The 13,683-nt window shown below is 58.5% G+C and carries 15 protein-coding genes and 1 pseudogene; 12 read left to right on the plus strand and 4 right to left on the minus strand.

The genetic code is table 11. From position 1 onward, the window contains the following. Positions 1-2 precede the first annotated feature (2 nt). From V2L32_RS00215 to V2L32_RS00230, 4 genes are all read left to right on the plus strand, one after another. Complete coding sequence (locus V2L32_RS00215; RefSeq protein ID WP_409348363.1) at positions 3-461, plus strand: helicase HerA domain-containing protein; 459 nt, start codon at positions 3-5, stop codon at positions 459-461. After that, positions 449-1,459, plus strand: a complete 1,011-nt coding sequence (locus tag V2L32_RS00220) for an NAD(P)H-dependent flavin oxidoreductase (RefSeq protein WP_331232341.1) — start codon at positions 449-451, stop codon at positions 1,457-1,459. The genes V2L32_RS00215 and V2L32_RS00220 overlap by 13 nt, the downstream gene beginning before the upstream one ends. 459 nt (positions 1,460-1,918) lie before the next feature. Beyond that, complete coding sequence (locus V2L32_RS00225; protein WP_331232342.1) at positions 1,919-2,179, plus strand: hypothetical protein; 261 nt, start codon at positions 1,919-1,921, stop codon at positions 2,177-2,179. 582 nt (positions 2,180-2,761) lie between these two features. After that, a complete protein-coding gene (locus V2L32_RS00230) occupies positions 2,762-3,058 on the plus strand; it encodes a hypothetical protein (protein ID WP_331232343.1) in 297 nt (98 codons plus the stop codon). Positions 3,059-3,460: 402 nt separating this feature from the next. On the opposite strand, the gene V2L32_RS00235 is transcribed toward V2L32_RS00230, so the two are convergent. Beyond that, positions 3,461-4,129 carry a DUF7509 family protein gene (locus tag V2L32_RS00235; RefSeq protein ID WP_331232344.1) on the minus strand — a complete coding sequence of 223 codons (669 nt, stop codon included), beginning with the start codon at positions 4,127-4,129 and terminating at the stop codon, positions 3,461-3,463. Positions 4,130-4,240: 111 nt separating this feature from the next. Here V2L32_RS00235 and V2L32_RS00240 point away from each other — a divergent pair, with 111 nt between their 5' ends. The 8 genes and pseudogenes from V2L32_RS00240 to V2L32_RS00275 all read left to right on the plus strand — a co-directional run. Next, complete coding sequence (locus V2L32_RS00240) at positions 4,241-4,633, plus strand: winged helix-turn-helix domain-containing protein (RefSeq protein ID WP_331232346.1); 393 nt, start codon at positions 4,241-4,243, stop codon at positions 4,631-4,633. 362 nt (positions 4,634-4,995) lie between these two features. Next, positions 4,996-5,328, plus strand: a complete 333-nt coding sequence (locus tag V2L32_RS00245; protein ID WP_331232347.1) for a hypothetical protein — start codon at positions 4,996-4,998, stop codon at positions 5,326-5,328. A 44-nt stretch (positions 5,329-5,372) separates the two neighbouring features. Beyond that, positions 5,373-5,585, plus strand: coding sequence for a hypothetical protein (locus tag V2L32_RS00250; protein ID WP_331232348.1), 213 nt, complete (start codon positions 5,373-5,375; stop codon positions 5,583-5,585). A gap of 358 nt (positions 5,586-5,943) precedes the next feature. Continuing rightward, complete coding sequence (locus V2L32_RS00255) at positions 5,944-7,071, plus strand: ATP-binding cassette domain-containing protein (RefSeq protein WP_409348364.1); 1,128 nt, start codon at positions 5,944-5,946, stop codon at positions 7,069-7,071. Beyond that, positions 7,068-7,901, plus strand: a complete 834-nt coding sequence (locus tag V2L32_RS00260) for an ABC transporter permease (RefSeq protein WP_331232349.1) — start codon at positions 7,068-7,070, stop codon at positions 7,899-7,901. The genes V2L32_RS00255 and V2L32_RS00260 overlap by 4 nt, the downstream gene beginning before the upstream one ends. 213 nt (positions 7,902-8,114) lie before the next feature. Continuing rightward, positions 8,115-8,765: a helix-turn-helix domain-containing protein gene (locus V2L32_RS00265; protein WP_331232350.1), complete on the plus strand. Its 651-nt coding sequence runs from the start codon at positions 8,115-8,117 to the stop codon at positions 8,763-8,765. 447 nt (positions 8,766-9,212) lie between these two features. After that, positions 9,213-10,025: a WD40/YVTN/BNR-like repeat-containing protein gene (locus V2L32_RS00270; protein ID WP_331232352.1), complete on the plus strand. Its 813-nt coding sequence runs from the start codon at positions 9,213-9,215 to the stop codon at positions 10,023-10,025. A gap of 165 nt (positions 10,026-10,190) precedes the next feature. Next, a pseudogene (locus V2L32_RS00275) lies at positions 10,191-11,309 on the plus strand (Eco57I restriction-modification methylase domain-containing protein); the annotation flags it as partial. 10 nt (positions 11,310-11,319) lie between these two features. Here the strand turns inward: V2L32_RS00275 and V2L32_RS21225 are convergent. The 3 genes from V2L32_RS21225 to V2L32_RS00285 form a co-directional block, all read right to left on the minus strand. Then, the gene (locus V2L32_RS21225) at positions 11,320-11,553 is read right to left on the minus strand and encodes a DUF7718 family protein (protein ID WP_457852201.1); all 234 of its coding nucleotides are present in this window, start codon (positions 11,551-11,553) and stop codon (positions 11,320-11,322) included. A gap of 85 nt (positions 11,554-11,638) precedes the next feature. Next, the gene (locus tag V2L32_RS00280; protein ID WP_331232353.1) at positions 11,639-11,980 is read right to left on the minus strand and encodes an HVO_A0114 family putative DNA-binding protein; all 342 of its coding nucleotides are present in this window, start codon (positions 11,978-11,980) and stop codon (positions 11,639-11,641) included. Between the two features lie 200 nt (positions 11,981-12,180). Further along, complete coding sequence (locus V2L32_RS00285) at positions 12,181-13,554, minus strand: 3'-5' exonuclease (protein WP_409348366.1); 1,374 nt, start codon at positions 13,552-13,554, stop codon at positions 12,181-12,183. Between the last annotated feature and the right edge of the window lie 129 nt (positions 13,555-13,683).

Here is a 13,683-nt window from a genome sequence, read left to right on the forward strand (position 1 = left end):
AGATGGTCTACAAGATCGACTACCTCGAGGATGTCTACGAGTGGTCGATCACCTCAGACGGTACCGAGTATGAACGGGTGAGCGGCTACACGCCGACGATCTACGCGACGTATGATGGTGAAGAGACGACCGAGGCCGTCCTGATCGGGCGAGCGTTCTTGACCGGGAAAAGCGGAAGCGGGAAGAGCAACAGCGCGAGCGTCGTCGCCGAGGAGCTTATAGAGCGCGATCACGCGATCCTGATCGTCGATACGGACGGCGAGTATTTCGGCCTCAAAGAGCACTACGAGCTGTTTCACGCCGGAGCAGACGACGAGTGCGATATTCAGGTCGGCCCCGAGCAGGCCGGCAAGCTCGCCGAGTTCGCCCTTGAGCAGAACGTCCCGCTGATTTTGGGAGTCTCTGGATATCTCAAAAGCGCTTTACTGTCGACGTACGTTCCAGGGCCATGGTTCGTCTGAAAACCAACCTCCGTCCCATCTTGGGGGTCGAGCATCCGATCGTACAGGCGCCGATCGGTTCGAGCCCGGAGCTGGCTGCCGCGGTCGCCGAGGCGGGCGGACTGGGGATGCTCTCTATCACCTGGAACGATCCCGAGTCCTCTCGGGAGCTGCTCCGGAAGGCCCGCGAACTGACCGACCGGCCGGTCGCGGTCAACGTGGTTCTCGATCCCGACGCGAAGGAGGTAGCGACGAACGCGGCGCTGGACGCTGCGATCGACGAGGGCGTCGACGTCTACTCGCTGTCCTTCGGGGCAGCCGACCCGTACGTCGATCGGATTCAGGACGCCGGCGGCGTCGTGTTACAAACCGTCAATTCGGCAGCGGAGGCTGTCGAAGCCGAGAACGCCGGCGTCGACGTCGTCGTCACCCAAGGGATGGAGGCCGGCGGGCACGTCCAAAGCGACGTCGCGACGTTCCCGCTGGTTCCACGGGTCGTCGACGCTGTCGAGGTCCCGGTCGTCGCGGCCGGCGGCATCGCGGACGGTCGCGGCATTGCGGCGGCGCTCGCGCTCGGCGCCGACGGCGCCTGGCTCGGGACGCGGTTCGTCGCGACCCGGGAGGCAGCGAAGCACCCGCGATACCAGCAACGGGTCCTCGATGCCTCGGAGACGGACACCGAACTGACCGACCTGTTCAACGTCGGCTGGCCAGGCGTCCCACACCGCGTGGTCCGGAACGAGACCGTCGAGCGCTGGGAAGACGCCGGACGGCCGCCGGCGGGGACGCGACCCGGCGAGGGCGAGACTGTCGCCGAACGTTCCGGTAGCGACGTCGAACGGTACGATTTCCGGTCACCGACTGCAGAGACAGAGGGGGACGTCGACGCGATGGCGCTGTACGCCGGACAGAGCGCCGGCTTGGTCGACGACCTACCGAGCGCCGCGAACGTCGTCGACGAACTCGTCGAGGAAACGGTCGCCGCGATCGAGGAACTCCTCGACCTGTGCGACGGCTGACTCGTCGTGTACGACGCTCGTTCCGACCGACGACGAAGCATGCCGGTCCTGCCACCGAAAGGACGGTTTGACGTGAGCTACCTCCGCTTTAACGACGCGACTTATAGATACGGAAGGAGGTTGCCACAGAAAGGTTCACACACCAGCCGCCCTCTTGCGGTTATTTCGCTGATAAAGTCCCGTTTTCGATGAAGAGTTGATGATAATCCACAGAAGCGTCACCGTCTTTAGGCATATTACCAAGAACCATGTCAAATATTCTGTGGGCGCATCTACGGAAGACGTATCTACAGCGGTTGCATCCTCGGAGGCTTCGAAAATCGTCCAGCGGGGTTTATTGCTCTCTTTTCCAGTGAACTCAGCTTTGCACGTTGAAGTATTTTACATTTCGCTCTTGTGACGGAGGTTGTTGGTGGAGAGCTGCCTTGCGGTTTTCAAGCTTATGAGGAACAGCAGTTGATGGGTACGATCGAGGTCGTTCCCGAGCGAGAAGGTGATTCTCCGGCCACTGAAAGAGCGTCGGTATCGCTACCAACAATCTGCTTCCCAAGAGCGTTCACCGAAGATCCCGAATCCCAGGATTGGCTTGCAGAAGGACGTCGAAGAGGACGCTCGAAATCATTCTTCGAGAAGAGCGACGAAGAACGTGAGGAGATCGCGAGAGAGGCAGAAAAAAAGGCCGAGCGCCTGAAAGACGAACAGAACGCGGATGGCGAATAACGGTTGTATCGCGAGCTGATCAATGGTCACGCGAATCGAAGCAACGTGGAACGGGCGCGTACAGCGACAACAAATTGAAATTGGATCAACGGGAAGAATGGCTATGGAAAACATCTTTCAGCCTGCTGAGAAAGCGTATTCAGAGGGAGTCCGTGTTCGAATCTATCTCTCCGAGGACGATCCAGATGCTCGCTATCATGGTCTCGTCTGTGAGGTGATTGAGGACATCTCGGACGGGTTAGGGCGCTTACCGGACGGGAGCAGGACAGCCATCAGTATCGGCTCAATCGGACCGATACCGGCACAGAGCTTCCGTTTCTCTTTCGACATGAGGATCTCGTACCGGAGGCGGAGTGGCCGGAACGAGAATGAAGACCGATCTGTATCGCGGGCCGAGCCGTCGGCCTCGTGCTCACCGTCCCACTCTACGCTGTACTTGCTGTGGTATCGGGTCTCCTAGGGCTCGCGACGCTCGTTGTCGCGGAGAACGTTCCTCTGGTTCGGGATCTAGTGATCTCCGGGCCGCTTCCGATGGACGCCCGCATTGGCCTCTTCACCTCACTCTTTCCGTTTATCGGTGGGATGACCGACCCGTTTGCAGAGGCGATCCTCCTCGTGATTAGCGCGCTCATGGGCGTGAACCTCGCGATGCTCGTCTATCACCTGCGAGAACATGACGTCTCGCTCACCGGTAGCTCCGGGAGCTTCGGTGCAGTCGCACTCGGCGCGCTCGGCGCGGGCTGTGCGGCCTGTGGCTCGGTGTTGCTGATGGGCGTTCTCGGGGTGTTCGGTGCGACCGGTACCGTCGCGTTGATGCCGTACGACGGCTACGAACTGACGGTACTTGCGGTCGCCGCGCTGGTGCTATCGACGGTCTAGCTCGCGAAGGGGATGCGCGGCGGGGAGATCCGCGGCTGTCCGGTCGACCCACCATAGGTGAACAGCGTCGAGGACTCTCTAAACAAGCCTTTAGAGGAGTGGCACGCTATCACTATCGCTTCAACTTTCGCACTTCTCGCGCAGCTCTTTTCGGGTGCATTCGAAGTTGGCGACGGGCTTGTTTCAGACGATGGAGATCGCGACAACTATCACGAGTGCCGGAACGTGAATCGTTGCTGTCCCACGCACTGACATCGATGCCTTCGTTCGCGAGGTAGTCACGGACCTCGCTCTGCTGCTCTCGAATCTTCTCGCTCAGTTCGTCGAGTTCGTCGTCAGTCATAGGTCGTCGCGCCCGATCCCGTGCCATGATTTGAATCTCTCGATCTACTATTGTACGTGCTACACTAGACGATCAAGCGAGCCATAGAGCTCTTCGTTCTGAATGTGAGTGCAGAACTGTGCGCATAGCCGGCAGCAGTCCGCCGTATCGGTAAACGTCCGGACACTGGCGTCCCAGCGTGCGTGGACTGCTCCAAGCATCGCACTTCGAACTGATGGTTCGGTCGCGACCATTACCCGTCGCATTCGCTCTGGTGGAGTCGCGTCCCTCGCTGGCCCCTGCATACCAGTCGTCGACAGCATATCCTCAAGGACGCTCCCGATCTCAATTCCGACGCCGAGGTTATCGCCGACCTGTGGAGCGATAAAAACGGTTGCATTACTCGCCTGTGCGAAGGCAATGCTCTGTGTGGCAGCATCCATCTCATCAAGCGGGATTCCGACGTCAATTGCGAGGAAAGCATTGAAACCACGGTCGCGAAGACAGTCCCTCGTCTCCTGCAGGAGGCGTAACACCTCGTCTTCGGCATACTCGCCATTGCCCTCGTCCCACGTCGCAAATGACGGAGCTTCGGTTTCGATATCGGCTTCATCAGGGAGCAACGCCTCGATGTCGAACGTCCGGTACGGTCCCATCAAGTACACGAGAAATTGTTCCCGCCTAACTGGGGCGAGCGAATCCGAGTCATCGACAGCACGGGGGAGATTGTCGATAATCCGTTGCCGCATTCGAATCGTTGTTTGAAAGGATAGTATATAAATACCTGTGTTTTCAGAAATATTCTAGTAGAGAACGACTAAGTATGTGGCGCTCTAATTCTCGGATTGAGACAACCCCAGATGTCCGAAACCGATCGCCATCAAACAGAGGAGGTTCGCCAGCCCGAGCCGCCGCTTCCTAAAGAGAGCGGACTAACGCTTGAGGAGTATCTCGCAATGCAACAGGCGATCGGTCACTCGACACGGTTTCGGATCCTCCGCACGCTCATTGCCAACGACGAACTGAGCGCCGCTGATCTCAAAACCGCGGTTGACGTAGAATCTCCCAATTTCCACTACCATCTCGATGAACTGGTTGATGTTGGGTTAGTCGACAAGCGCAAACGGCGAACTGCCGACAGTCGAGGCTTCTACACGTACTATCGGCCGACAGCGATGGGTCGTGGCATTCTTGAGCACGGCATCGAGGAACTGATGCGTCGTGAACACGAATTCAATGACACCTATTCGTGACTATTCCCATGCCCTGAAGGGCGTTTCAACGCCTGAAATTCAGCCATCAAGCTCACTGTCTTTGTTTCACTGCATATCTATTTGGTTTTTGTAATGCTATCTCTCAAGAACTGAAATTCAGATCGGACCAGATTGTGGGATGCCTCGATAGGGATGTCGGAGCCACGGAGCGAGCACCGGCGGCAATGGTCGACCGACCGGATACGAAAGGCACTGTGGTTGACGACTGGGATCGCTTTCTCCGTGGCCAATCAAACTCACGATACGAATCATATTTAGTATATCCACCTTACTGTCGAACTAAATGAAGATCAACCAAGGTCAATTCGTTATCTCTGAATTGTTAAGGGTATTATCAGTCAGTGGGAAAGAATGAAGGAGACGGCAGTGAAATGCTTTCGGCCTTACCGTCTCATGAGCCATTCGTAAAACCGCTCCACGTCGACGATCTCGATACATGGGATTGTGATTCGGAAGCGCAGGCCGTCTTCGAGGAGCTTCAGGAACTCTATCGGGTCGAAGGTGAGTACCTACCGGGACTGAAAGAAGATCCTCTGATTGATGCGTGGATCGACCCGGTACTCGAAACGCTCGGGTTTTCGAGGATCCCGGAGATGACGCTTCCCGACGGCGGGGCTACGTTGGCCGGCTGTTGTTCGCCTCTGCCGATGACCGACACGATGCCTCGCATTTGAATGCCGACGGACAGGCGGGTGCGGCGTTCAGCCGAGGGATTTCTGTGCTGGAGGTCAAGCAATGGGACGCCGATTTCGAGAAGGTGCTCAATGAGGACCGCAACTATCGCGACGCCTCACACCAGATCAAGTACTATCTCGAACGGACCCCCGAGGCGATTCAGTGGGATTATCTCCTGATGCGCCGTTATCTCGTTGAAGACGCGCTGCGACTCTACGACCGATTCCCCAGTGACCCACGCTCTGCCTCCGCATGAGTCGATGAGCTGAACGTCCGTGTCACTGCTTGGATCGGGTTTCGAGACGGGCGGCCGAACGGATGCTGATGATCGGCTTTCGACCGATGTGCGATGGTGACCCCCACAGCGCACGACAGCAATTCCGATCTCCGATCGAAACCGAGCGAAAGTAATCCGACAGCGCTTGTACCGTAACATTTCGGCCGCCTCAGGCCACTGACGGACTACTTTCATACTGCACTTAGAGCGAGTATATGTTCTGAGCTGGCCTATGATATGCCCAGGAGAAACGCATGGAAAATCAGTCCCGAACCGAGATGATGGCCCGTCGCGTCGCCCGCGATCAGACACGATCCATACCCGTGGAGGGGGAGGTATGACGGCGTTCCGATCGGCGCGCAATACCGTCGATCACAGTGGATCATCGCCCCCCTCGTCGGCAGCCTCGACGGAACCGAACCGGACAGCGTCGACATCGACGGACGGCAACAGCGAGTGGGCAGCCGGAGCGTCGGCCGGTCCCGTCGACGCCGACGCGGATCTCGCGATCCACGCCAAGGGGCTGATCAAGTACTTCGGAGAGACGATGGCCGTCGACGGGGTCGATCTAGCGGTGCCAGCAGGCGGCATCTACGGCCTCCTCGGACCGAACGGCGCTGGAAAGACGACTACCATTCGGATGCTCGCAACGCTGTTGCGCCCCGATTCGGGGACTGCTCGAGTGTTCGGCCAGGACGTAGTGAGCGACGCCGACGCGGTACGGGGCCGGGTGAGCATGACCGGCCAGTTCGCGTCGGTGGACGAGGATCTCACCGGACGCGAGAACCTCGTCCTGCTGGCCCGGCTGCTCGGCTACTCGCGAGCGGGGGCCAAATCACGGGCGAGTGAACTACTTGAGGCATTCGGGCTGACCGAGGCGGCGACACGGCAGGTAAAGACGTACTCGGGCGGGATGCGCCGCCGCCTCGACATCGCAGCGAGCATCGTCGTCACGCCGGAGTTACTATTCCTGGATGAACCGACGACCGGGCTTGACCCGCGAAACCGGTCCCAGGTCTGGGAGATCATCCGCACGCTCGTCGCCAACGGGACGACCGTCTTACTGACCACGCAATACCTGGACGAGGCGGATCGACTCGCCGACCGGATCGCAGTCATCGATGACGGGCGGATCATCGCCGAGGGGACACCGGGCAAGCTCAAGTCGCAGGTGGGTTCGGGGGTTTTGAACGTCCGTGTCCGCGATCCCGACCGGCGTGCGGAGGCCGAACGAACGTTGACTCGAATCCTCGACGTCCCCGTCGATCTGGAGGCCGACCCGACGGCACTGTCGGCTCGAGTCGCCAACACCGACCGCATCGCACACGCGTTCGTGGAGCTCTCTCATGCCGAAGTCGAGGTGACGGAGTTCGCGCTCGGCCAGACCACGCTCGACGAGGTGTTCTTGGCTCTCACCGATCGACCTGCTCGAGAGCCTGCTGGTGCCAAGGAAGAACCCCGATGAGCGACGAGCGCGTCGCTGGGGGACCCGACCTCGACGTCCTGCAAGGGGCTGTGTCGAACCAGCCCCGGCCGCCGCGGGCGAACGCGCTGTCAACATCGCTTACGTTCGGCTGGCGAGCGCTACTGAAGATCAAGCACGTCCCCGAGCAGCTCTTCGACGTCACCGTCTTCCCGATCATGTTTCTGCTGATGTTCACCTACCTGTTCGGCGGTGCACTCGCGGGATCGACAAGCGTCTACCTACAGGCGCTCCTGCCGGGGATCCTGGCCATGACGGTCGTGTTTATCACCATCTATACCGGTGTTACGCTGAACGACGATATTGACGAGGGGGTCTTCGATCGTTTCCGTACGCTCCCGATTTGGCAACCTTCAGTCATCGTTGGCGCGTTGCTCGGTGACGCCGTGCGATACACGATCGCCTCGACGATTGTTATCGTCCTCGGGCTGGTGCTCGGATTCCGCCCGGACGGCGGCGTCACCGGGCTGCTAGCGGCGGTTGCGCTTTTGCTAGTGTTCTCATTTTCCCTTTCGTGGGTCTGGACCGCCCTCGGGTTCGTCCTGCGGACACCAGAATCAGTCATGGGTGTGAGCATGATGATCATGTTTCCGCTCACATTCGTCAGCAACGTCTTCGTCGATCCAGAGACGATGCCCGGCTGGCTCGAGGCGTTCGTCGGCATCAACCCCTTCAGTCATCTCGTCACTGCGATGCGTGGGCTGATGCACGGATCTGCGACGGTAAGTGAGATCGGCATCGTGATGTTCATGTCCGCAGCGCTCGTGGCCGTATTCGGCCCCCTGACGATGTACCTATTCCGCAATGTATAGTCCGGTCTATGTATGAACGGTCCACGGTTTCAACATTCTCTCACGGAAGAGCGCTCTTTTCTAGTTACTATCTCAGAGAGCGTGTCGACGATCTCGAAGCGCGGCCGATCTTCATGAACTGTCGGAATTTTGCCCAACGGAACTGGAGTCTCGTGGTGTCACCATACCACTTTGGCGGGAGAGCGTTATCGTGGTCGGTCGCGAGCGAATCGTATGGGTCTAATCGCGGAGTTTCGCCTACAGTCACCGGACGCACCGTTGGTCGACGTTGCCCGTGCGGTTCCTGATTGCACGATCACAGTCGAATACGAAGAGCAGACCGTTTCCGGCCCGCTCATACACGTCGTACGTGTCGAATGTGCTTCGTTTGGAGCGTTCGAAGCCGCTATCGAAGCCGCGGAGTACATCGAGGAAATCACGCTCATCAGCGACGACGGCGCTACGAGGACCTATCACGTCATCAACGGTGGACCGTTCCCAGGAGCGATGGACGAACTCAGGTTCAACAAGACGCTCATCGAGCGGATGCACGTCACAGAGGACGGCTGGCATCTACGACAGTGCTTCGCCAACCGCGACGAACTCGCTGCCTACCGCGAGAGTTGTCGAAAAATGGGCTCTCAGTTTCACCTCGACCGACTCTATGGAACGGCCGACGCCGATGGGACGGTCCCAGGTATCTCCAAGAAACAGCGCGAAGCCCTTCTGGCTGCCCACGGGGCGGGCTACTTCGCAGTTCCCCGTCGGGCGTCGCTCACGGACGTCGCCAGCGACCTCGAGATCTCTCGATCCGCACTCGCTGAACGGTTACACCGCGGAGAGGCACACCTCATCGATCATTACATCCACGACGATCGGTACTGACCGTTTCTGGTGAGTATCAAACCCCGGACTATGTGGGGTCGCGGTGATTCACGTCCTCTTCCTCGATACGTGTATGGACGACCCAACTGCTATCCGAACGTCCGATGGATCGATCCGAGTCGCCGCCATCCATGGAAGCCACCGTGAAGGAGGTGTGAGCAGGATAGGTATACGATTGACCGGTACTTCGGCTCGGCCGTTCGTTGATCCGAAAGTGAGCCAGAGCGCGATAGGAGCCTGGTCACTGACGGCCGCGACGGTCGTGACATCCACATCTGAGGCGCCCCTCAGAGTGGGTCAGACCAACGAACTCGAGCGTAGCGGGGGGCGGCGATGCTCCTGATCGGAACGACGGAGGGTGGATTTCTCGCCCCAGAAGATGGGATCGAGTACGCGGATCGTACCCTCGAGAGCGAGCGTGTGAACCGAATTCGAACGTTCGTCGACGTGGTCTTCGCGGCCACGGGTTCGGGACTGTTTCGTTCCGAGGATGGCGCCACGACGTGGCGCGACCTCGGCGTCCCCCGGCGTGAGGTCTTCGCCGTCCTCGAGAGCCCCGACGGCGAGTCCCTCTACGCCGGCACGCACCCGGCGCACCTCTTCGTCTCCAGCGATGGCGGCGAGTCCTGGCGCGAGCGCACGGGCCTGCGGGAGGTCCCCTCGTACGACACGTGGAGAACCCCCCGCCACCGGGACGAGGGTCGAATCGACAGTCTCGGCGCGCACCCCGACGTCCCCGATCGACTTATCGCTGGCGTCGAGGTCGGCGGCGTTCTGGTTAGCGAGGATCGTGGGGTGACCTGGAGCGAGCGGGTAGACGGACTCGAGCTCGACGTCCACCATGTGCTCGTTCGAGGGCCTGAGGAGTACATCGTCTCGACCGGCGACGGTCTGTACCGGACACGCGACACGGGTCGGTCGTGGACGCGTCTAGACAAAGACCTCAACCAGAATTATTTCATCGGGTCGATTGTTGCAGGCGGGCGGCTTTACACTGCCGCGGCCGCCTCACCCCTGGTGTGGGATGGCGAGCGCGGGCCGGACACAGTACTGTACGAATCGATCGACGACGGCGACACGTTTGAGGCCGTCCCATCTCCCGTCGGCCCCGACGCGGTCGTTTCCGCTTGGACGACCGACGAGGACGGGGAGGACGTGTTTGCAGCAACGTACGGCGGCCACGTTCTCCGGTGGCGGGCGGGAACATGGAACTCGATCGGGTCGCTTCCCTATGAGATTCACTCAATCGAGGTCGTGTGAGGGTTAACCCCGCTGTGATTCGTCCAAGCGTTCGGCTCGACTAGACGGCAGGCGGCCGCATCGGCCATCCGTGTGGATGGTTCGACGACCCCTCGCGAGGTAACATCCCACGATACGTCTCCCTATACTTTCATAATCCTTGCCTGATCAGAGGGTGACAATACGATGTCCGAGGTCCTAACGCAGGCCGATCCCTACGCCAATTCGAATCTCTTCTCCAGTTACTATCTCAGAGAGCGTGTCGACGACCTCATTGCGTGGGACTGTGATCCGGAAGCGCAGGCCGTTTTCGAAGAACTCCAAGAGCTCTACCGAACTGAGCGCGGTCTCGTCGAGACGTACAACGAAGATCAGCTGATCGACGCCTGGATCGACGAGGTGCTTGATATTCTCGGCTTCGCGCGAATGCCGGAGGTGAACCTTCCTGATGATCGGGGGTTCGTCGACCGACTGCTGTTCGATTCACCCAACGATCGGCGCGATGCAGTCCACCTCAATGCCGAAGGGGAGGCACGTGCCGCATTCAGTCGCGGAGTGACGATTCTCGAAGCCAAACAGTGGGAGGCTGATTTCGAGAAGCGCTTCAACGAGGATCGCCAGTATCGCGATGCCTCACATCAGATCAAGTACTACCTCGAACGCACACCCGAGGCGATCCAGTGGGGTATCCTCACGAACGGGCGGAAGTGGCGACTCTACGGCACTCGTGATTACGAGACACAGACCTACTACGAGGTGGATCTTCCTGAGTTGCTTGAACGAGGATCGCTCGATGAGTTCAAAGCGTTCTACCTGTTCTTCCGACCGGCGGCCTTTCGCGAGACCGCCGGGACGACGTTTCTCGATACGGTCTGGTCAGAAAGTGAAACGGCAGCACAAGAACTCGGTGAGGACCTCCAGGATAACGTCTTCACTGCACTGCAGACACTCGGGACGGGCTTCGTTTCGACGAACGAGTTAGGGATTGAGGCAGACGATGATGCGGCACTCTCCGAGCTCAAAGAGCAATCGTTGGTGTTGCTCTACCGGTTGATGTTCATTCTTTACGCCGAAGCCCGCGACCTCATCGATCCCGACGATCCGAAAGCGAGAGCCGAGTACGTGGAGAACTTCAGTCTTGAACAGCTCCGAGCAAAGATCCTAGAGGAGATCGAGACGGGACGTGAGGAGGAATTCGAACGTGAGTACAGCGAGTACTCGACGACGATGTGGTCACGGATGCAGGACCTCTTTCGTTTGATCGACAACGGAGAGTCGAAGCTCGGGATTCCGGCGTACAACGGCAGAAGTAGGATTAGGCGTGGTTCCGGGCGTAGCTTTCAGCGTACTGGCGCCAGTGTTCGCGGAGATGTTCTTCGGCCTCCCATGGCGTCTCCATATCGAGGGGGTCCTTTGGTTGGTCGGCACGGTAGAGACGGTCGAAGTGAACGTAGCCGTGACTCGTGTCGATGCGGGCGATCTCGATGGTTTCCCTGGTCTGGGGATCGTCGTAGTGGATGGTGACGACGAACGCTTGGACGTCGTTGATCGATGGCTCGCCTGAGACGGTGAGATAGTAGTCGTAGTCTTAGTTGGTACCAAGTAGAGTTGTATAGAACCTGTCCATAATGCCCCTATGCGATCGGTTCAGTGACGACAGTCTCGTGTTTTAGGTGGGGGATTTTGCGTTGGCCGTCGGTTTCGAACTCGACGATGTCGGCCTTAAAGAGGAGGTCGAGGTCACGACTGACGCCGGAGACATCGCGGTCAAGGTCGTCAGCGAGGCCGCGGACGGACTCGATGTCTCCCTCACGGATGCGGGCGATGAGTTCCTGGCGCTTTTCGGTGAGGACCTTCTTTGCGGTCTTGCGGTTGGTGACGAGGACGTCCTCGAACCCGCCGGTAGCGAGGGCGCGGGCCATTCGAGACCGTTGTTCGGCGTCTCCGTCTGTGTCGGTGGGGTGTTCCGTTGCCATCTTTGTGTTGTAGCTAGACCGCAACACCAATAGAGGTTTCGACGGGCTCGAACAGTATCGTGTGTCGCACAATCATCGATCGCGGAGCCAGCACAGTGCCTTCTCCAGCGGCTTCGGCAGCGGCAGCCTGTTATGATCGATGGTTGACTAGCTCAGTTATCGATAGATTTCTGCTTAAGTGCCTGCGCGAACTGGTGGCGCTATTGGTCGATATCGTTCAGTGAGAGTGTTTCTTCCTTTGTTGCTTCTTCGTTGGTGAAGATCAATCGCAGCACGCAGTCTCGAGTCGAATTAGCCTGAGAAAGTGCACAAGCATACAGCCGGAGCTGAGTGAAGTAGTGCTCAGCTACGGCCTCGATATCACGATTACGTAGTGAATCCGTTTTGTAGTCCGAAATATAGTAGCAGTCATCGGTCACCGTGAGATGATCGATATCACCGACTACCTGACCAGTGGTAAGCTCAAGACGTACTTGGTATTCATTATAGGTCGTTCGGACGGTTAGCCCTGTTTCAAACTGCTGAACGTCTGAGACGGCATACTGAACCTGATTTCGCAGGTCCTCAATGACCATCGGCGAAAATCCCTCAGGGTCACCGACAATCTGGCCCGGCGTTGTGCTCCAATCAATGGTGCTGCTAGTAAGGGGGAGTTCACACAATCGGTGGACGGCCGTCCCGAATTGGGTCGATGTCAGTCCCTCTGAGGAGACCAGATCCTCGAGGAAGGAGCCTTGCTCAGTCGAGGTTGGCTCCGTATCCGTCTGTAACTTTTTGTGTGCGGGATAGTCCGAGACAAGATCACGAACAACGGTTGCGGACAAGGCGACCCCTACTGGCGATTCAGAGGGCTCTGGAAGCTCGATATCAAAGGCACGGTCAGTAGTTGCTGACTCGACCGGTCCGGAAACCGGTGTTGGTGGTCGACGAACCGAGTACTGGCTGTCCCCGAGTGAGCGTGTCGCGACGCCTGTTGTGGCCAGGTCCGCAAGGAGTTCTCTGTCTTCGAGCAGAATCGGTTGGATCAGATCACGCCAACAGGAGGCCTGTTCACCGGTATCGTAGTCACCGAAGGTTGCCTCACTGTCCGATCCAACGGTGTGAGTGCTCGTCAACAAGAGGTGATCCCGAACGCGTGTCCTTGCAACGTACAGGAGACGCCGACTTTCCGCCCGAATTTCTTGCTGCTGGACCTCCATTGTGATCTCGTAATCCGGTGTCGCGATCGTCTCGAAGCTATTCGCTGGGAATGGACCCTTGATACCGTGGACTGGCTCATCAGCGACTATTTCGAGATATGCAAGCGAATGTCGACGCTGACTACTGTCGGTGATCGTTGCCCGTTTGTTAACGCCGCGACTAAGCTCAGGGACAATAACAATAGGGAACTCGAGTCCCTTCGCGGAATGAACCGTTCGGAGCTGGACACCGTAGATTGCTATCGGGATAGTTGCTTCGCCGGGGTCGCTCTCATGATCGCGTTCGCGCTCGATTCGTTGGATCACTTCACTAAGTGGGAGGGCACTTCCCTCCTCCCAGGTCCGAAGCCGTTCGCGGAATTTCTCAACGTTCACAACAGCCTGTTCCGGTCGTTCGTCGGCACCGACACTGATCAAATAGCCCGTGTTCTCGAAGTTAAAATCAGTGGTATAGCGAATAGACCAACGCTAGTGAAAACCAATGTGACAGATACTTTTAAAACA

The sequence above is a fragment of the Halalkalicoccus sp. CGA53 genome (assembly GCF_036429475.1).
GTDB lineage: Archaea > Halobacteriota > Halobacteria > Halobacteriales > Halalkalicoccaceae > Natronorarus > Natronorarus salvus.